General features: G+C 54.0%; 20 protein-coding genes. 18 read left to right on the top strand and 2 right to left on the bottom strand.

Going from position 1 to position 18,374, the window contains the following annotated elements; genetic code table 11:
* Positions 1–13 precede the first annotated feature (13 nt).
* The 17 genes from traT (at position 14) to HUZ68_RS24385 (ending at position 16,733) form a co-directional block, all read left to right on the top strand.
* Complete coding sequence (gene traT, locus HUZ68_RS24470; protein ID WP_000850424.1) at positions 14–745, top strand: conjugal transfer complement resistance protein TraT; 732 nt, start codon at positions 14–16, stop codon at positions 743–745.
* A gap of 251 nt (positions 746–996) precedes the next feature.
* A complete protein-coding gene (gene traD, locus HUZ68_RS24465; RefSeq protein ID WP_001332348.1) occupies positions 997–3,159 on the top strand; it encodes a type IV conjugative transfer system coupling protein TraD in 2,163 nt (720 codons plus the stop codon).
* Positions 3,159–8,429, top strand: coding sequence for a conjugative transfer relaxase/helicase TraI (gene traI / locus HUZ68_RS24460; protein WP_109954974.1), 5,271 nt, complete (start codon positions 3,159–3,161; stop codon positions 8,427–8,429). Before traD ends, traI begins: the two co-directional genes overlap by 1 nt.
* Before the next feature lie 19 nt (positions 8,430–8,448).
* Complete coding sequence (traX, locus tag HUZ68_RS24455) at positions 8,449–9,195, top strand: conjugal transfer pilus acetylase TraX (RefSeq protein WP_089533201.1); 747 nt, start codon at positions 8,449–8,451, stop codon at positions 9,193–9,195.
* Between the two features lie 54 nt (positions 9,196–9,249).
* Positions 9,250–9,810, top strand: a complete 561-nt coding sequence (locus HUZ68_RS24450) for a fertility inhibition protein FinO (protein ID WP_063073483.1) — start codon at positions 9,250–9,252, stop codon at positions 9,808–9,810.
* Between the two features lie 133 nt (positions 9,811–9,943).
* Positions 9,944–10,156 carry a hypothetical protein gene (locus HUZ68_RS24445; RefSeq protein ID WP_032084501.1) on the top strand — a complete coding sequence of 71 codons (213 nt, stop codon included), beginning with the start codon at positions 9,944–9,946 and terminating at the stop codon, positions 10,154–10,156.
* Positions 10,157–10,787: 631 nt separating this feature from the next.
* Positions 10,788–11,138: a Hok/Gef family protein gene (locus tag HUZ68_RS25165; protein ID WP_373415215.1), complete on the top strand. Its 351-nt coding sequence runs from the start codon at positions 10,788–10,790 to the stop codon at positions 11,136–11,138.
* Between the two features lie 115 nt (positions 11,139–11,253).
* Positions 11,254–11,511 (top strand): replication regulatory protein RepA, encoded by a 258-nt coding sequence (locus tag HUZ68_RS24435; protein WP_000083845.1) that lies wholly within the window; start codon positions 11,254–11,256, stop codon positions 11,509–11,511.
* Positions 11,512–11,742: 231 nt separating this feature from the next.
* Entirely contained in the window at positions 11,743–11,817 is a 75-nt protein-coding gene (tap, locus tag HUZ68_RS25060) for a RepA leader peptide Tap (protein ID WP_001442103.1), read from the top strand.
* Complete coding sequence (locus HUZ68_RS24420) at positions 11,810–12,292, top strand: hypothetical protein (protein WP_074149688.1); 483 nt, start codon at positions 11,810–11,812, stop codon at positions 12,290–12,292. The genes tap and HUZ68_RS24420 overlap by 8 nt, the downstream gene beginning before the upstream one ends.
* Entirely contained in the window at positions 12,285–13,142 is an 858-nt protein-coding gene (gene repA, locus HUZ68_RS24415; protein ID WP_019842754.1) for an incFII family plasmid replication initiator RepA, read from the top strand. Before HUZ68_RS24420 ends, repA begins: the two co-directional genes overlap by 8 nt.
* 700 nt (positions 13,143–13,842) lie before the next feature.
* Positions 13,843–13,983 carry a hypothetical protein gene (locus tag HUZ68_RS24410; protein ID WP_012512742.1) on the top strand — a complete coding sequence of 47 codons (141 nt, stop codon included), beginning with the start codon at positions 13,843–13,845 and terminating at the stop codon, positions 13,981–13,983.
* A gap of 72 nt (positions 13,984–14,055) precedes the next feature.
* Positions 14,056–14,325, top strand: a complete 270-nt coding sequence (gene yacA, locus HUZ68_RS24405) for a type II toxin-antitoxin system antitoxin YacA (protein ID WP_000079928.1) — start codon at positions 14,056–14,058, stop codon at positions 14,323–14,325.
* On the top strand, positions 14,325–14,603 hold the full coding sequence (gene yacB, locus HUZ68_RS24400) for a type II toxin-antitoxin system toxin YacB (RefSeq protein WP_001384452.1): 279 nt from the start codon (positions 14,325–14,327) through the stop codon (positions 14,601–14,603). Before yacA ends, yacB begins: the two co-directional genes overlap by 1 nt.
* A 45-nt stretch (positions 14,604–14,648) precedes the next feature.
* Positions 14,649–15,497, top strand: coding sequence for a 3'-5' exonuclease (locus HUZ68_RS24395; protein ID WP_020219167.1), 849 nt, complete (start codon positions 14,649–14,651; stop codon positions 15,495–15,497).
* Between the two features lie 116 nt (positions 15,498–15,613).
* On the top strand, positions 15,614–16,096 hold the full coding sequence (locus HUZ68_RS24390) for a hypothetical protein (RefSeq protein WP_194161623.1): 483 nt from the start codon (positions 15,614–15,616) through the stop codon (positions 16,094–16,096).
* A 289-nt stretch (positions 16,097–16,385) separates the two neighbouring features.
* Positions 16,386–16,733, top strand: coding sequence for a DUF6404 family protein (locus tag HUZ68_RS24385; protein WP_194161622.1), 348 nt, complete (start codon positions 16,386–16,388; stop codon positions 16,731–16,733).
* 17 nt (positions 16,734–16,750) lie between these two features.
* Here HUZ68_RS24385 and HUZ68_RS24380 read toward each other — a convergent pair whose 3' ends face one another.
* Positions 16,751–17,341 carry a hypothetical protein gene (locus tag HUZ68_RS24380; protein WP_020219166.1) on the bottom strand — a complete coding sequence of 197 codons (591 nt, stop codon included), beginning with the start codon at positions 17,339–17,341 and terminating at the stop codon, positions 16,751–16,753.
* Positions 17,338–17,598 carry a hypothetical protein gene (locus tag HUZ68_RS24375; protein ID WP_000371882.1) on the bottom strand — a complete coding sequence of 87 codons (261 nt, stop codon included), beginning with the start codon at positions 17,596–17,598 and terminating at the stop codon, positions 17,338–17,340. The genes HUZ68_RS24380 and HUZ68_RS24375 overlap by 4 nt, the downstream gene beginning before the upstream one ends.
* A 273-nt stretch (positions 17,599–17,871) precedes the next feature.
* Here HUZ68_RS24375 and HUZ68_RS24370 point away from each other — a divergent pair, with 273 nt between their 5' ends.
* Positions 17,872–18,372 (top strand): HEPN family nuclease, encoded by a 501-nt coding sequence (locus HUZ68_RS24370; protein WP_020219165.1) that lies wholly within the window; start codon positions 17,872–17,874, stop codon positions 18,370–18,372.
* Positions 18,373–18,374 lie beyond the last annotated feature (2 nt).

Below are 18,374 nucleotides of genomic sequence, written 5' to 3'. Positions count from 1 at the left end.
AAGGATATTTTGGATGAAAACAAAAAAATTGATGATGGTTGCACTGGTCAGTTCCACTCTGGCCCTTTCAGGGTGTGGTGCGATGAGCACAGCAATCAAGAAGCGTAACCTTGAGGTGAAGACTCAGATGAGTGAGACCATCTGGCTTGAACCCGCCAGCGAACGCACGGTATTTCTGCAGATCAAAAACACGTCTGATAAAGACATGAGTGGGCTGCAGGGCAAAATTGCTGATGCTGTGAAAGCAAAAGGATATCAGGTGGTGACTTCTCCGGATAAAGCCTACTACTGGATTCAGGCGAATGTGCTGAAGGCCGATAAGATGGATCTGCGGGAGTCTCAGGGATGGCTGAACCGTGGTTATGAGGGCGCAGCAGTTGGTGCAGCGTTAGGTGCCGGTATCACCGGATATAATTCCAGTTCTGCCGGTGCCACACTCGGTGTGGGCCTTGCTGCCGGTCTGGTGGGTATGGCTGCAGATGCGATGGTGGAAGATGTGAACTATACCATGATCACGGATGTGCAGATTGCAGAGCGTACTAAGGCAACGGTGACAACGGATAATGTTGCCGCCCTGCGTCAGGGCACATCAGGTGCGAAAATTCAGACCAGTACTGAAACAGGTAACCAGCATAAATACCAGACCCGTGTGGTCTCAAATGCGAACAAGGTTAACCTGAAATTTGAAGAGGCGAAGCCTGTTCTCGAAGACCAGCTGGCCAAATCAATCGCAAATATTCTCTGATTATCTTCCGGAGGCTGGTCTGACCGGCCTCCTGACTGACGCCTCGCTTTGCTCGTTGTCCAACCCCGGAAAGAAATAAAATAAATTTTATTTCTCCCCGGCGTTTCCGAAATAAATATGAAAACACTGAGCGGTTGTGCAAATTCTTTGTGCGACCGTGAAGTGTTGCCGGCGAAGCCGGAATTTAACGGTTATTAATCTTTTCATCATTAATAATCAGTCCGACTGACTTTTTTCTTCGGAATATCATCATGAGTTTTAACGCAAAGGATATGACCCAGGGCGGTCAGATTGCGTCCATGCGTATCCGCATGTTCAGCCAGATCGCCAATATCATGCTTTACTGCCTGTTTATTTTTTTCTGGATACTCGTTGGTCTGGTTTTATGGGTAAAAATAAGCTGGCAGACGTTTGTGAACGGCTGTATTTACTGGTGGTGTACCACGCTGGAAGGCATGCGGGATTTAATCAAGTCCCAGCCGGTCTATGAGATCCAGTATTACGGCAAAACCTTCCGGATGAACGCTGCTCAGGTACTGCATGATAAATATATGATCTGGTGCGGAGAGCAGCTATGGTCCGCATTCGTTCTGGCTACAGTTGTGGCACTGGTTATTTGCCTGATTACCTTCTTTGTTGTCTCCTGGATTCTGGGGCGTCAGGGTAAACAACAGAGCGAAAATGAAGTCACAGGTGGTCGTCAGCTGACGGAGAACCCGAAAGACGTTGCCCGGATGCTGAAAAAAGACGGCAAGGACTCCGATATACGGATTGGCGACCTGCCGATTATCCGGGATTCCGAAATCCAGAACTTCTGTCTGCACGGCACGGTCGGGGCCGGTAAGTCGGAAGTTATCCGTCGTCTGGCCAACTACGCCCGTCAGCGTGGAGATATGGTGGTGATTTATGACCGTTCAGGGGAATTTGTTAAAAGTTACTATGATCCCTCCATCGATAAAATCCTGAATCCGCTGGATGCCCGTTGTGCCGCCTGGGATTTGTGGAAGGAGTGCCTGACACAGCCGGATTTTGATAATACCGCAAATACTCTGATCCCGATGGGCACAAAAGAGGACCCGTTCTGGCAGGGTTCAGGACGTACCATTTTTGCGGAAGCGGCGTACCTGATGCGTAATGACCCCAACCGCAGCTACAGCAAACTGGTGGACACACTGCTTTCCATCAAAATCGAAAAACTGCGTACCTTCCTGCGTAATTCACCGGCGGCCAACCTGGTGGAAGAGAAAATTGAGAAAACGGCGATTTCCATCCGTGCTGTGCTGACCAACTACGTGAAAGCCATCCGTTACCTGCAGGGGATTGAGCATAACGGTGAGTCTTTTACCATCCGTGACTGGATGCGGGGTGTCCGGGAAGATCAGAAAAACGGCTGGCTGTTTATCTCGTCGAATGCCGACACCCATGCCTCCCTGAAGCCGGTGATCTCCATGTGGCTGTCCATTGCCATTCGTGGTCTGCTGGCAATGGGAGAAAACCGTAACCGTCGTGTGTGGTTTTTCTGTGATGAGCTACCCACGTTACACAAACTGCCGGACCTGGTGGAGATCCTGCCGGAAGCCCGTAAGTTCGGTGGCTGTTATGTGTTTGGTATCCAGTCCTATGCCCAGCTGGAAGATATCTACGGTGAGAAAGCGGCTGCCACGCTGTTTGACGTCATGAACACTCGTGCCTTTTTCCGTTCTCCCAGCCATAAGATTGCAGAGTTCGCTGCCGGTGAGATTGGTGAGAAAGAGCACCTGAAAGCCAGCGAGCAGTATTCCTACGGTGCTGATCCGGTACGTGACGGGGTATCGACCGGTAAGGATATGGAGCGCCAGACGCTGGTCAGTTATTCCGACATTCAGTCTCTGCCGGATCTGACTTGTTATGTCACCCTGCCCGGACCGTATCCGGCAGTAAAACTCTCACTGAAATATCAGGCACGTCCGAAGGTTGCCCCTGAGTTTATTCCGCGTGACATCAACCCGGAAATGGAGAACCGTCTGAGTGCCGTACTTGCCGCAAGGGAAGCAGAAGGTCGTCAGATGGCCAGCCTCTTCGAACCGGATGTGCCGGAAGTTGTTTCCGGAGAAGACGTGACTCAGGCTGAACAGCCGCAACAGCCGCAACAGCCGGTGTCTCCTGCCATAAACGATAAGAAGTCAGATTCAGGTGTGAATGTTCCGGCAGGGGGGATCGAGCAGGAGCTGAAAATGAAACCGGAAGAAGAGATGGAACAGCAACTGCCACCCGGGATCAGTGAATCCGGTGAAGTGGTGGATATGGCCGCTTATGAGGCATGGCAACAGGAAAATCATCCGGACATCCAGCAGCAGATGCAGCGTCGTGAAGAGGTGAACATTAATGTGCACCGGGAGCGTGGGGAGGATGTTGAGCCGGGAGATGATTTCTGATGATGAGTATCGCGCAGGTCAGATCGGCCGGAAGTGCCGGTAACTATTATACCGACAAGGATAATTACTATGTACTGGGCAGCATGGGAGAACGCTGGGCCGGCAGGGGGGCTGAACAGCTGGGACTGCAGGGCAGTGTCGATAAGGATGTTTTTACCCGTCTTCTGGAGGGAAGGCTGCCGGACGGAGCGGATCTAAGCCGCATGCAGGATGGCAGTAATAAGCATCGTCCCGGCTACGACCTGACCTTCTCCGCCCCCAAAAGTGTCTCCATGATGGCCATGTTAGGTGGCGATAAGCGCCTGATTGATGCACATAACCAGGCCGTGGACTTTGCTGTTCGTCAGGTGGAGGCGCTGGCCTCCACACGGGTGATGACGGACGGACAGTCAGAAACGGTACTGACCGGTAATCTGGTGATGGCACTGTTTAACCACGACACCAGTCGCGATCAGGAACCACAGTTACACACGCATGCGGTGGTGGCTAATGTTACGCAGCATAACGGTGAGTGGAAGACACTGAGCAGTGACAAAGTGGGGAAAACGGGGTTCATTGAGAATGTGTACGCTAATCAGATTGCCTTTGGCAGGCTCTACCGGGAAAAACTGAAAGAGCAGGTTGAGGCGCTGGGCTATGAAACCGAAGTGGTGGGTAAGCACGGTATGTGGGAGATGCCGGGCGTACCGGTGGAGGCCTTTTCCGGACGCTCACAGACTATCCGGGAGGCCGTCGGGGAAGATGCCTCGCTGAAATCCCGGGATGTGGCGGCACTGGATACGCGAAAATCCAAACAGCACGTCGATCCTGAAGTCAGAATGGCTGAATGGATGCAGACGCTGAGGGAAACCGGGTTCGACATCCGGGCGTATCGTGACGCGGAGGATCAACGGGCGGAGACCCGCACGCAGGCGCCCGGGCCTGCTTCACCGGACGGGCCGGATGTGCAGCAGGCGGTGACACAGGCGATTGCCGGATTAAGTGAACGCAAAGTGCAGTTTACGTACACGGACGTGCTGGCCAGAACGGTCGGCATACTGCCGCCGGAAAATGGTGTGATTGAACGGGCACGCGCCGGTATCGATGAGGCCATCAGCCGTGAGCAGCTTATCCCCCTCGATCGTGAGAAGGGGCTGTTCACGTCCGGGATTCATGTGCTCGATGAGCTGTCAGTCCGGGCACTCAGTCGTGACATCATGAAACAGAACCGGGTGACCGTACATCCGGAGAAAAGTGTCCCCCGGACGGCCGGTTACAGCGATGCGGTCAGTGTTCTGGCACAGGATCGCCCGTCGCTGGCTATTGTGTCCGGGCAGGGCGGTGCAGCCGGGCAGCGTGAGCGGGTGGCGGAGCTGGTCATGATGGCCCGGGAGCAGGGGCGGGAGGTGCAGATTATCGCCGCTGACCGTCGCTCGCAGATGAACCTGAAGCAGGATGAACGGCTGTCCGGTGAGCTGATAACCGGACGTCGTCAGCTGCAGGAGGGCATGGCCTTCACGCCGGGCAATACTGTTATCGTTGACCAGGGCGAAAAACTCTCCCTGAAAGAGACGTTAACCCTGCTGGACGGTGCTGCACGTCATAACGTACAGGTCCTGATAACCGACAGCGGGCAGCGAACCGGTACAGGCAGTGCACTGATGGCCATGAAAGATGCCGGGGTGAACACATATCGCTGGCAGGGGGGAGAACAGCGGCCGGCCACCATCATCAGTGAACCGGACCGTAATGTCCGCTATGCCCGGCTGGCAGGAGATTTTGCGGCCAGCGTGAAAGCCGGAGAAGAGAGCGTGGCACAGGTCAGCGGGGTACGGGAACAGGCCATACTGACACAGGCCATTCGCAGTGAGCTGAAAACACAGGGCGTGCTCGGACACCCGGAGGTAACCATGACCGCCCTGTCACCGGTCTGGCTGGACAGCCGGAGCCGTTATCTGCGGGATATGTACCGTCCGGGGATGGTGATGGAGCAGTGGAACCCGGAGACACGCAGTCATGACCGCTATGTTATCGACCGGGTGACGGCGCAGAGTCACAGCCTGACCCTGCGGGATGCGCAGGGTGAAACGCAGGTGGTGCGTATTTCCTCCCTGGACAGCAGCTGGTCGCTGTTCCGGCCGGAAAAAATGCCGGTGGCAGACGGCGAGCGTCTGAGGGTGACCGGGAAAATTCCCGGACTCCGCGTCTCCGGCGGTGACCTCCTGCAGGTGGCATCCGTCAGCGAGGACGCGATGACGGTTGTTGTGCCGGGACGGGCTGAACCGGCCTCCCTGCCTGTGGCTGATTCACCGTTCACGGCACTGAAGCTGGAGAGCGGCTGGGTGGAAACGCCCGGGCATTCCGTCAGCGACAGTGCGAAGGTTTTTGCCTCCGTCACACAGATGGCAATGGACAACGCCACCCTGAACGGTCTGGCCCGCAGCGGTCGTGATGTCCGGCTGTATTCCTCACTAGATGAAACCCGTACTGCGGAAAAACTTGCCCGCCATCCCTCCTTTACGGTGGTTTCTGAGCAGATAAAGGCGCGTGCCGGTGAGACATTGCTGGAAACCGCTATCAGTCTGCAGAAAGCCGGGCTTCACACGCCGGCACAGCAGGCCATTCATCTGGCCCTTCCTGTGCTGGAAAGTAAAAACCTGGCCTTCAGCATGGTGGACCTGCTGACAGAGGCGAAGTCGTTTGCTGCAGAAGGAACCAGTTTTACTGAACTGGGAGGGGAAATCGATGCGCAGATAAAACGGGGTGATTTACTGTATGTGGATGTGGCAAAAGACTATGGCACAGGCCTGCTGGTTTCCCGTGCGTCGTATGAGGCAGAAAAGAGCATTCTTCGCCATATTCTCGAAGGTAAGGAGGCGGTCACGCCGCTGATGGAGAGAGTACCTGGCGAACTCATGGAGAAACTGACATCAGGACAGCGCGCCGCCACCCGCATGATACTGGAAACGTCCGACCGCTTCACGGTGGTGCAGGGCTATGCAGGTGTGGGTAAGACCACACAGTTCCGGGCGGTGATGTCAGCCGTGAACATGCTGCCGGAGAGTGAGCGTCCCCGTGTCGTTGGGCTGGGTCCCACACACCGTGCGGTCGGGGAGATGCGCAGCGCCGGCGTGGATGCGCAGACATTGGCGTCTTTTCTGCATGACACGCAGCTGCAGCAGCGCAGCGGAGAAACGCCGGATTTCAGCAACACGCTGTTCCTGCTCGATGAGAGCTCAATGGTGGGCAATACCGACATGGCACGGGCATACGCCCTGATTGCGGCCGGTGGCGGTCGTGCCGTGGCCAGTGGTGACACGGACCAGCTGCAGGCCATCGCGCCCGGTCAGCCTTTCCGTCTCCAGCAGACGCGCAGTGCTGCCGATGTGGCCATCATGAAGGAGATTGTGCGTCAGACGCCGGAACTGCGGGAGGCGGTATACAACCTGATTAACCGGGATGTGGAAAGGGCACTATCCGGGCTTGAGAGTGTGAAACCGTCTCAGGTGCCACGTCTGGAGGGCGCATGGGCACCGGAGCACTCCGTGATGGAGTTCAGTCACAGCCAGGAAGCGAAACTGGCAGAAGCGCAGCAGAAGGCGATGCTGAAAGGCGAGGCTTTCCCGGATGTCCCCATGACACTGTATGAAGCCATTGTCCGCGACTATACCGGCAGAACACCGGAAGCACGGGAGCAGACGCTGATTGTCACGCACCTGAATGAGGACCGGCGCGTGCTGAACAGCATGATTCATGATGCACGGGAAAAGGCCGGTGAGCTGGGAAAAGAGCAGGTCATGGTGCCTGTCCTGAACACAGCGAATATACGCGACGGGGAGCTGCGTCGTCTCTCCACCTGGGAGACACATCGGGACGCACTTGCCCTGGTGGATAATGTGTATCACCGGATTGCCGGTATCAGCAGGGATGACGGGCTGATAACCCTGCAGGATGCTGAAGGTAACACGCGGCTGATTTCGCCCCGGGAGGCGGTGGCTGAAGGCGTCACACTGTACACCCCGGACACCATCCGGGTGGGAACCGGTGACCGGATGCGCTTCACGAAGAGTGACCGGGAGCGCGGTTATGTGGCCAACAGCGTCTGGACGGTGACAGCGGTTTCCGGTGACAGTGTCACGCTGTCGGACGGACAGCAGACCCGGGTGATTCGCCACGGTCAGGAGCGGGCAGAGCAACATATTGACCTGGCCTATGCCATCACCGCCCACGGTGCGCAGGGGGCAAGTGAAACCTTTGCCATCGCGCTTGAAGGTACGGAAGGCAGCCGGAAACAGATGGCCGGCTTTGAGTCAGCCTACGTGGCCCTGTCGCGTATGAAGCAGCATGTGCAGGTGTATACCGATAACCGTCAGGGCTGGACGGATGCCATTAACAATGCCGTACAGAAAGGAACTGCCCACGATGTGCTTGAGCCGAAATCGGACCGGGAGGTCATGAATGCAGAGCGGCTGTTCAGTACGGCGCGGGAGCTGCGGGACGTGGCGGCCGGCCGTGCCGTTCTCCGTCAGGCAGGGCTGGCCGGGGGAGACAATCCTGCACGGTTTATTGCACCCGGGCGCAAATATCCGCAGCCGTATGTGGCACTGCCGGCTTTTGACCGTAACGGCAAGTCAGCTGGTATCTGGCTGAATCCGCTGACCACGGATGACGGAAACGGGCTGCGGGGCTTCAGTGGTGAAGGCCGGGTGAAAGGCAGTGGGGATGCGCAGTTCGTGGCCCTGCAGGGCAGCCGTAACGGAGAGAGCCTGCTGGCTGATAATATGCAGGATGGTGTCCGGATTGCCCGTGATAATCCTGACAGCGGTGTGGTGGTAAGAATCGCCGGTGAAGGTCGTCCGTGGAATCCCGGTACCATCACCGGTGGTCGCGTGTGGGGGGATATCCCGGACAACAGCGTTCAGCCGGGAGCCGGAAATGGCGAACCGGTCACGGCAGAGGTACTGGCACAGCGGCAAGCTGAAGAGGCCATCCGCCGTGAAACGGAACGCCGTGCGGATGAAATTGTCCGTAAAATGGCAGAGAACAAACCTGACCTGCCGGACGGCAAAACAGAGCAGGCTGTCAGGGATATTGCCGGGCTGGAGCGTGACCGATCTGCCATATCTGAACGGGAAGCCGCGCTGCCGGAGAGTGTACTGCGTGAACCACAACGGGTGCGGGAAGCGGTCCGGGATGTTGCCCGGGAAAATCTGCTGCAGGAGCGACTGCAGCAGATGGAGCGGGATATGGTTCGTGCCCTGCAGAAAGAGAAAACCCTGGGCGGAGACTGATACAGGAAGATAAACGCTGATGACAACGGATAACACGAACACAACACGTAATGATTCACTGGCTGCCCGGACCGATACCTGGTTGCAGTCGTTGCTGGTCTGGTCACCCGGACAGCGGGATATCATCAAAACGGTGGCACTGGTGCTGATGGTTCTGGACCATGCAAACCGCATTCTGCATCTGGACCAGTCGTGGATGTTTCTGGTCGGGCGTGGGGCCTTTCCGCTGTTTGCCCTGGTGTGGGGGCTGAATCTGTCCCGTCATACGCATATCCGGCAGGAGGCCATTAACCGGCTGTGGGGATGGGCGGTGATTGCCCAGTTCGCATATTATCTGGCCGGCTTTCCCTGGTATGAGGGGAATATCCTGTTTGCCTTTGCAGTTACGGCACAGGTGCTGACATGGTGTGAAACGCGCACCTGGTGGCGTTCCGCAGAGACCATGTTGCTTCTGGCAATGTGGTTGCCTTTCTCCGGCACCAGTTACGGCATTGCCGGGCTGCTGATGCTGGCAGTCAGCCACAGGCTGTACCGGGCGGAAGACAGAATGGAACGTCTGGCGCTGGTCGCCTGCCTGCTGGCTGTTATTCCGGCGCTTAACCTTGCCACCAGTGATGCAGCGGCGGTGGCCGGCCTTGTGATGACGGTGCTGACCGTTGGTCTGGTGTCGTGTGCAGGAAAATCATTACCCCGTTTCTGGCCCGGGGATTTTTTCCCGACGTTCTATGCCTGTCATCTGGCTGTGCTGGGCGTTCTGGCGCTGTGACGGGTATGGTATCTTTGGCCGCAAGAGGATGATTCGTCAGAGGCAGAACACAGCATGACAGAGCAGAAGCGACCGGTACTGACACTGAAGCGGAAGACAGAGGGAACAGCGCCTGTCCGCAACCGGAAAACCATCATCAATGTCACCACGCCACCAAAATGGAAGGTGAAAAAGCAGAAGCTGGTGGAGAAAGCGGCTCGGGAGGCAGAGCTGGCGGCAAAAAAAGCGCAGGCCAGACAGGCGCTGTCCATTTATCTGAACCTGCCCACACTGGATGAAGCCGTGAACACCCTGAAGCCCTGGTGGCCGGGATTATTTGACGGTGACACCCCCCGGCTTCTGGCCTGCGGTATCCGGGACGTGTTACTGGAAGACGTGGCGCAGCGGAATATCCCGCTCTCGCATAAAAAACTGCGCAGGGCGCTGAAGGCCATCACCCGTTCAGAAAGCTATCTGTGTGCCATGAAAGCCGGTGCCTGCCGGTATGACACGGAAGGGTATGTGACGGAGCATATTTCTCAGGAGGAGGAAGCGTATGCGGCAGAGCGTCTGGATAAAATCCGCCGCCAGAACCGGATAAAGGCAGAACTTCAGGCCGTGCTTGATGAGAAGTAAAAAAAGCCTCCATCAGAGAGAGGAGGCAGGGAAATAAGGCTTAAAAGGAAATAAACTTCCGTACCCGAAAGGAAGCCAATTCAGTAGATTATTTAACACCATAATACTGACGGGTTAAAGAGGAGTGATAAAGATGAATGGATTCAGAAACAGTTCACGGAACGGTCAGGTCTGGCGCTGGCAGCGTGCCGGAAGCCGGGCCGTTATTCTGGAGGTCAGTGGACGCTGGATGGAAGCGGCAGAAGGATGGCGACGGGCTGCCTGTGTTGCGCCCCGGACAGACTGGCAGCAGTTTGCCCGAAAAAGGGCTGAACACTGCTACCGGCGCTGCCGGGGAAGGGTGTAACGAAAAAGCAGCCTTCATTACTCCAGGAGTCAGAAGGCTGAAAGGAGTTTATGAGATTTGCTTTTTTAATATCCGGTCGGGCAGTATGACCAGTCAGTTCTGAGTAGCACAGAGTTTTTTCCGTATTAAGTCGCGATTTTATATTTTGTGATTAATGTCACGAAATAACGTCTTATTCAATGTGCGCTGCAATATTCAGGATTGCCTGAAATACAGGTGTACAGGTGCCATTTATTTGTTATGGATAATAATATGAGGAAATATATTCTACTGGGATTATTTATTTTTTTTATGGTCGGTATTGTCTGCAGATGTTCACGGGCAGATTTATGCACCAGACGGAATGAATGTTAATTAGTTTATGAATACAACAGGGGCTGATCAGCAATCACCGGAACATCGTAGCTGACGCGTTCGCAATGCTCAGTTGTCCCCCCCGGAAACGGGAAAAAGTAAGTTTTCCCCCGCTCCCGGCGTTTTTGTAACAAAAACAGGCAAATGGGGGTAATAGCCAGCAACAGGGAATGTGGTATTATCGCGGCGGGTGTCTGAGCCTTTCTGGTTCAGGCAAGACGCAGGTACCAGAAATGCGAAGACCCCACTCGTTAATCCATTAACTCGTGAGGTCTGCATGAAGTACCTTAACACTACTGATTGTAGCCTCTTCTTTGCAGAGAGGTCAAAGTTTATGACGAAATATGCCCTTATCGGGTTGCTCGCCGTGTGCGCCATGGTGTTGTGTTTTTCACTGATATTCAGGGAACGGTTATGTGAGCTGAATATTCACAGAGGAAATACAGTGGTGCAGGTAACTCTGGCCTACGAAGCACGGAAGTCCCCGCTTTCCGGAAGTGTGAGGTATTTCAGGGGCAGACATCCTATATACCAGAAACAGCCGGTCCCGCCCGGGGCCGGCACCCTGGCTAAGGCATTTCCAGCTTTTCAGTCATTTCATTATCAAAATCACATTAAACGGTCGTAATCAGACATGATTTGTGCGCCAACACAGATCATCGTCACAACTTTCAAGTCGCTGATTTCAAAAAACTGTAGTATTCTCTGCGAAACGATCCCTGTTTGAGAATTGAGGAGGCGAGATGTCGCAGACAGAAAATGCAGTGACTTCCTCATCAGGCACCAAGCGTACATACCGGAAAGGTAACCCTGTTCCGGCCAGAGAGAGGCAAAGAGCTTCTCTGGCTCGCAGAAGCAACACTCATAAGGCTTTTCATGCGGTTATTCAGGCCCGGTTAAAAGACAGGCTGAGTGAACTTGCGGATGAGGAAGGTATTACTCAGGCGCAGATGCTTGAAAAACTGATTGAATCAGAGTTGAAACGCAGAGCGACTTCGTAAATATTCACATTCTTGCTTATCTCAGGAGTGAGTGGTAGATTGCTGATCGTTTAAGGAATTTTGTGGCTGGCCACGCCGTAAGGTGGCAGGGAACTGGTTCTGATGTGGATTTACAGGAGCCAGAAAAGCGAAAACCCCGATAATCTTCTTCAAGTTTGGCGACTAGAAAGATTACCGGGGCCCCATAAAACCGCATAGCCAACAATTCAGCTATGCGGGGAGTATAGTTATATGCCCGGAAAAGTTCAAGACTTCTTTCTGTGCTCACTCCTTCTGTGCATTGTAAGTGCAGGATGGTGTGGCTAATCATGAAACACATTCAGTAATAGCGGGTGGGATTGAATCAGATCTTCACATTGATTCCAGCAAGTATCCTCACCCGTTTTGCTGCCTTCTCCAGAAAAGGGCTCATTTTGACTCCTTCAAGCATCTGATCTTCATCAGAGGTTTTCTTGCAATAGCGCATGGCAAACGTAAAAATAAAATCAGCGCGTCGATGGTTAGTTTTTATGTTTCCCTCGTACAAGTAATGTGCGCACACTACATCCCTGATACGAACAAAGTTAACTTATCTGTTAAAGAGCTTTCAGTTTGTAGTGGAGGTTCATACACTCGTGTTTGGAGAGCCCTCAAAACTCTTGATAATGATCTTCATCTCATCGCTTTTGATGGAGGAACCATCTGGTTCAGACCAGATATGTTCGAAACTTTACGTGTCGGCCCAGACGAGCTAGTTGCCGCCCGTAGGAGGGGGAATAGTGTTGGAGGGGGACATGGCTGATCTCCTTCAAAAATACTATTCACAGGTTAAAAACCCGAATCCGGTGTTCACACCCCGTGAAGGTGCCGGAACGCTGAAGTTCTGCGAAAAACTGATGGAAAAGGCGGTGGGCTTCACCTCCCGTTTTGATTTCGCCATTCATGTGGCACATGCCCGTTCGAAGGGACTGCGTCGGCGCATGCCACCGGTACTGCGTCGCCGGGCTATTGATGCGCTGCTGCAGGGGCTGTGTTTTCACTATGACCCGCTGGCCAACCGCGTCCAGTGCTCCATCACTACGCTGGCCATTGAGTGCGGACTGGCGACGGAGTCTGCTGCCGGAAAACTCTCCATCACCCGGGCCACCCGAGCCTTGACGTTCCTTGCAGAGCTGGGACTGATTACCTACCAGACGGAATATGATCCGCTTATCGGGTGCTACATTCCGACCGATATCACGTTCACACCGGCGCTATTTGCCGCCCTTGATGTGTCTGAGGATGCAGTAGTTGCTGCGCGCCGCAGTCGTGTTGAATGGGAAAACAGACAGCGCAAAAAGCAGGGACTGGATACCCTGGGTATGGATGAACTGATAGCGAAAGCCTGGCGTTTTGTGCGTGAGCGTTTCCGCAGTTACCAGACAGAGCTTAAGTCCCGTGGAATAAAGCGTGCCCGTGCGCGTCGTGATGCGAACAGGGAACGTCAGGATATCGTCACCCTGGTGAAACGGCAGCTGACGCGTGAAATCTCGGAAGGGCGCTTCACTGCCAATCGTGAGGCGGTAAAACGCGAAGTGGAGCGTCGTGTGAAAGAGCGCATGATTCTGTCACGTAACCGTAATTACAGCCGGCTGGCCACAGCTTCCCCCTGAAAGTGACCTCCTCTGAATAATCCGGCCCGCACCGGAGGCATCTGCACGCCTGAAGCCTGTCGGCGAACAAAAAAACAGCACCGCATACAAAAAACAACCTCATCATCCACCTTCAGGTGCATCCGGTCCCTCCTGTTTTTGATACAAAACACGCCTCACAGACGAGGAATTTTGCTTATCCACATTTAACTGCAAGGGACTTCCCCATAAGGTTACAACCGTTCATGTCATAAAGCGCCATCCGCCAGCCTTACAGGGTGCAATGTATCTTTTAAACACCTGTTTATATCTCCTTTAAACTACTTAACTACATTCATTTAAAAAGAAAACCTATTCACTGCCTGTCCTGTGGACAGACAGATATGCACCTCCCACCGCAAGCGGCGGGCCCCGACCGGAGCCATTTTAGTTACAACACTCAAATACAACCACCAGGAAAACCCCGGTCCCGCGCAGAACTGAAACCACAAAGCCCCTCCCTCATAACTGAAAAGCGGCCCCGCCCCGGCCCTTCGGGCCGGAACAGAGTCGCTTTTAATTATGAATGTTGTAACTACATTATCATTGCTGTCAGTCTTCTGGCTGGAAGTTCTCAGTACACGCTCGTAAGCGGCCCTGACGGCCCGCTAACGCGGAGATACGCCCCGACTTCGGGTAAACCCTCGTCGGGACCACTCCGACCGCGCACAGAAGCTCTCTCATGGCTGAAAGCGGGTATGGTCTGGCAGGGCTGGGGATGGGTAAGGTGAAATCTATCAGTCCGTACCGGCTTACGCCGGGCTTCGGCGGTTTTACTCCTGTGTCATATGCAACAACAGAGTGCCGCCTTCCATGCCGCTGACGCGGCATATCCTGGTGACGATATCTGAATCGTTATATACTGTGTATATACGTAGTAATGACGAGGTGATAAATGGCACAGGTTAATATGAGTTTAAGAATCGACGCTGAACTGAAGGATGCTTTTATGGCCGCTGCAAAAAGCATGGACCGTAATGGCTCCCAGTTAATCCGGGATTTTATGCGCCAGACCGTTGAACGGCAGCATAATACCTGGTTCCGTGACCAGGTTGCGGCAGGACGTCAGCAACTCGAGCACGGCGATGTGCTTCCCCATGACATGGTCGAATCCTCTGCTGCAGCATGGCGGGATGAAATGAGCAGGAAGGTTGCCGGTAAATGATGGAGATATTCTGGACCATGCTGGCCAGCCAGGACAGGAAGCGCATTCGTGAGTACATTGCGGAGCAGAACCTGATGGCTGCCATTGAACTGGACGAACGGATTGGTTATTCAGCCAGCAGCCTGGCCGGGCAGCCGTATAAAGGCCGCAACGGTCGTGTGGAAGGTACCCGGGAACTGGTTATTCACCCGCATTTTGTTCTGGTTTATGAGGTCGACAGCCAGTGGGGAAAAGTGTATATCCTGCGAGTATTGCATACTGCACAGAAGTGGCCATAGAGGGGCTGTCCGGATATAAAAACGTCTGACGGAGATGCAAGAACCATGAATAATGATGAGCTGGTCACCAGACGTGCGCAGGCGATTGCCGAAGACAGGTGTTTCTCGAAAGGACGTCTGCGCGATGAATTCAGAATGAAGCCAGCCCCCGGTGCTGAGCCGGTTAAGTGGTATAAAAATAGTTATGGTGGCAGGTTCGCTGTATACCGAATTGCAGACTGTGTTCCGATGCGTGAGAAACGCCCTCTGACGAGTAAACAACAGCTGGCTGGCCAGCGGCTTTCCGTTTTATCCCGACTAAACAGCACCAGTGGCCGGATGGCACGGCAGGCATATGACTGGCTGAGTCTGGCACCACTCTTTCTGGATACTGAAACGACAGGACTGGATAATACCGCGGAAGCCCTGGAAATCGGCCTGACCGATGCGGCCGGTCAGGTGGTATTTGAAACCAGGCTGAAGCCCACGGTCGCCATCGGGGCGCAGGCCGCCGCCGTGCATGGTATCAGTGAGCAGGCTCTCTGCGGCGCACCATCATGGACAGATGTGGCGCGGCAACTGCGTCATGCTATCGGGGGCCGACCAGTAATTATCTTTAATGCCCGGTTCGACATCCGCATTCTGAAACAGACTGCTGCCGCACATAGCGATCCGGCTGACTGGCTGGAAGAAATGACGGTATATTGTGCGATGGAGCTGGCAGCAGGATATTATGGGGCCACCAACCGCTATGGCACGATTTCACTGGCCAGTGCTGCCAGCCAGGCCGGACTGACCTGGGAAGGGCTGGCACACTCAGCGATCGCCGACGCACGGATGACGGCAGGGGTGGTAAACGCTATTGCTGCATATCATCTGGAACTGCTGCAGGAACAGGCACGGCTGGAAATCTGACCGCCTGGCCTGTATACCGCAATCATTTACGTTATCCGGACGTAAATCCGCCGCTTGTTGCTGTCAGCATGTTAATGCTAATGTATGCGTACATTAGCATTAATGAGGGATGATATGTGAGAGACAAAACCAGGGAGGCCATGCGGCTTTTTTTAGGCGGCAGGTGCTACACGGCTGAAAAACTTGAAAAGGATTATCTGGCTGAAGTGGCTAATTACAGTAACGACCGCTGGGAAGCACCGCAACGTGCCGCACGCCTGGCTGCCAGCGTAAAGCGTTACAAGACATCAGAAATGCTGCGCTTTATTTTTGCTACCATTGCCTACGATCCCGATCCAGATTTAACCCCGCTGACTGTGAGACGTTTGTGCAAGACATTGTTCGGCAGAACCGGAAGCCAGTGGCTGGTTGTTGAAGTTTTTGGGGAGAAGGGGCGTCAGCACCGCAGCGCGGACAGCAATCCGGAGATGGTGGAAAAAATGGCTGCCAGATATCGTCATGCCGCCGAACTACACTGGTCCGCAACGCTGGCAGAAATTGAACGGGTAAAGCGGCTTTATCAGACGAAAATTAAGAAATCCAAAAAAGAAGTGGGTTGACTGCCATTGTTATTCTTTTCCTTCATCATTAATGCTAATGTATGCATACATTAGCATTAATGTATGGTGCGTTAAACGTACAATAATTTCGAATATCCAAACTGATCTCATACACGCTTGTAAGCGGCCCTCACGGCCCGCTTACGCGGATTAAAATTTATCAGCCAGCCTCCTGTTCTCCCTTTCTTTTGTCAGTGTACCGGTGCATGACAACATAATCACAGCATGATAATAATAATCAATAACAATAAGCTGTGTCACGTTTACATCATGGAACGGAGGTGTTCCTGTGACCTTTGAGCAGAAAAAAGCCCGGGCCATTGCCCTGATGGACAGCAAAAAGATGTGGCGGAGCAATTATGCCCCTCCTCTTCTGCGTATTCTCTGGAGGCTGGGTATCCGGCTTCCGCCATTACCCTTTATGCCGTTCTGGCAGGTCACGCTGTTGATGGGGAGCTTATGGGGCATTTCCTGGGGATGTGCAATGTGGTTTATCTACTTGGGGCCGTCAGGAATGGTGGCAGGTGAGGCCATTATTATAAGTATCACGGGTGGTTTTTTGTTCGGACTGCTCATGGCCTCTTTCCACTGGTGGCGCAGGAAAGTTAACCGGCTGCCATCATGGGATGACGTGTAAACCGTGCTGGCATGTTTTTACGGAGTGACGCTTTCATTAACCTGTACACGAACTTCTATTCCGGCATCATGACAGGCCTGCAGCCACTGCGCCACTTCCAGCGGATCGCCCTCCCGGCGTACCACTCTGCCTTCTTTATTCCATAACTGCAGACAGGTGCTGCCGTCGAGACGCACCACAAAATCCCCACGACAGGCCTGATACGTTATGCCGTTCAGCTCCACCGCCAGATCAGTGGCAGAAGTGCCGCCTGCGGGCAGACCTGCTGCCGGGACCAGCGGCAGTACGACGACTTCTGCCGCACGCTGTTCTGCCCGGATGCGGTCCTGTTCTGCCAGCAGCAGAGGCTGTGCCACGGCCCGGCCGGCGTCCGTCAGCTCCACTGCCAGCTGCAGGTTCGGAGCGCGCAGGGTACGCAGCCAGCCGGCATCCTCCAGACGACGGCAGGAGGCGCGCAGGTTTGGCCCGTAGACCGGGGCTTCCCCGCTTCGCTCCAGCACCCGTTCTATGTCCCGCGTCAGCACGGGTCCTGGCCGTTTTTCATCAAGGGCAGCCAGCACAATCAGCACTCTCCGCTGCAGTGGCGACGGTCGGCGGCTCTGGGTCATTTCCAGTCATCCTCCGGCCAGATGAGCTTTCTGAGGCGCTGATGGTCGGCGTCAATGATCTCCTGTCTCTTTATGGCATTCATTGAGGTATAGCCATTTATGGCCAGTTCATGCCAGAAGATCAGCACGGCTCCGGCTTTGGCTGACTCGCAGAGATAAGTTACGCCGTGGCTGTCCAGATTGCATTCCCGGATGCGTTTTTCCGCAAACCGGGTCAGTTGTTCATAGCTGAGTGAAAACGTCATTTCCTGATCCATCCTGCACGCTCCATCTGATAATGTTCTGATAGGTAAAAATCATATCCTGCATGATTTGTGTGCTCTTGATTTCTGATAATATCAGATATTGTTTAATTTTTAATGATAAAAATCATATCTGATATGATTTTATGTGAATTGCTTAATTATCATATCATTTGCCCGTTTCCCGTCGTGCAGATCCGGTTTCCGGCTTAATCGGAAATGTCGTACCAGAGCCGTCAGGCTGACCGGATGGTATAGTGGATTCTCGAACCGGAACGGGAGGGTTAGATGGGAAATTATTCAGATTTTGAGACCGATTTTGTTCAGCGAACACTGGCGCTTATCGATCAATATAACGAAATGATTGAGGTACAGGGCAAGCCATTCAGGGAGCAGTACAACTACACGTTGACCCTGAATTGCCTTCTGGGTCTTATTGTGTTACCGAAAGAGAGGGCGTTATCTTTCCTGCCTGCCGACCGTTTAACGTTGCAGCTTAAAGCTGAAATGGGATTACATGAGTCACAGTTGCCCGGACCGGAAATGAACCTGCGGGAGTTGATCCATAAGATGCGGAATTCAGTGGCTCATCTCTGTGTCCAGGTAAAGTCAGTCAGCGATGCACACCTTGTAGACTGGATTGTTTTCAGAGAATCCCATGGAGATGGGGACGTCTACGCCAGCTTCAGCGCTCCGGAGCTTTTACCCTTTCTGAAATATTATGCGACCCTGCTGCTCGACAATATGGCCCGCCGTGGAGCCCCAGCTGTTAACGTCTTGGGTTTGTGAGG

Source organism: Shigella dysenteriae (genome assembly GCF_022354085.1).
GTDB lineage: Bacteria > Pseudomonadota > Gammaproteobacteria > Enterobacterales > Enterobacteriaceae > Escherichia > Escherichia coli.
This window is presented reverse-complemented; position numbering and strand designations above follow the sequence as displayed.

Coding starts and splice junctions, on each gene's coding strand:
- traT (WP_000850424.1), top strand. CDS start 14: ATGAAAACAAAAAAATTGATGATGGTTGCACTGGTCAGTTCCACTCTG.
- traD (WP_001332348.1), top strand. CDS start 997: ATGAGTTTTAACGCAAAGGATATGACCCAGGGCGGTCAGATTGCGTCC.
- traI (WP_109954974.1), top strand. CDS start 3,159: ATGATGAGTATCGCGCAGGTCAGATCGGCCGGAAGTGCCGGTAACTAT.
- traX (WP_089533201.1), top strand. CDS start 8,449: ATGACAACGGATAACACGAACACAACACGTAATGATTCACTGGCTGCC.
- HUZ68_RS24450 (WP_063073483.1), top strand. CDS start 9,250: ATGACAGAGCAGAAGCGACCGGTACTGACACTGAAGCGGAAGACAGAG.
- HUZ68_RS24445 (WP_032084501.1), top strand. CDS start 9,944: ATGAATGGATTCAGAAACAGTTCACGGAACGGTCAGGTCTGGCGCTGG.
- HUZ68_RS25165 (WP_373415215.1), top strand. CDS start 10,788: ATGAAGTACCTTAACACTACTGATTGTAGCCTCTTCTTTGCAGAGAGG.
- HUZ68_RS24435 (WP_000083845.1), top strand. CDS start 11,254: ATGTCGCAGACAGAAAATGCAGTGACTTCCTCATCAGGCACCAAGCGT.
- repA (WP_019842754.1), top strand. CDS start 12,285: ATGGCTGATCTCCTTCAAAAATACTATTCACAGGTTAAAAACCCGAAT.
- HUZ68_RS24410 (WP_012512742.1), top strand. CDS start 13,843: ATGGCTGAAAGCGGGTATGGTCTGGCAGGGCTGGGGATGGGTAAGGTG.
- yacA (WP_000079928.1), top strand. CDS start 14,056: ATGGCACAGGTTAATATGAGTTTAAGAATCGACGCTGAACTGAAGGAT.
- yacB (WP_001384452.1), top strand. CDS start 14,325: ATGGAGATATTCTGGACCATGCTGGCCAGCCAGGACAGGAAGCGCATT.
- HUZ68_RS24395 (WP_020219167.1), top strand. CDS start 14,649: ATGAATAATGATGAGCTGGTCACCAGACGTGCGCAGGCGATTGCCGAA.
- HUZ68_RS24380 (WP_020219166.1), bottom strand. CDS start 17,341: ATGACCCAGAGCCGCCGACCGTCGCCACTGCAGCGGAGAGTGCTGATT.
- HUZ68_RS24375 (WP_000371882.1), bottom strand. CDS start 17,598: ATGGATCAGGAAATGACGTTTTCACTCAGCTATGAACAACTGACCCGG.
- HUZ68_RS24370 (WP_020219165.1), top strand. CDS start 17,872: ATGGGAAATTATTCAGATTTTGAGACCGATTTTGTTCAGCGAACACTG.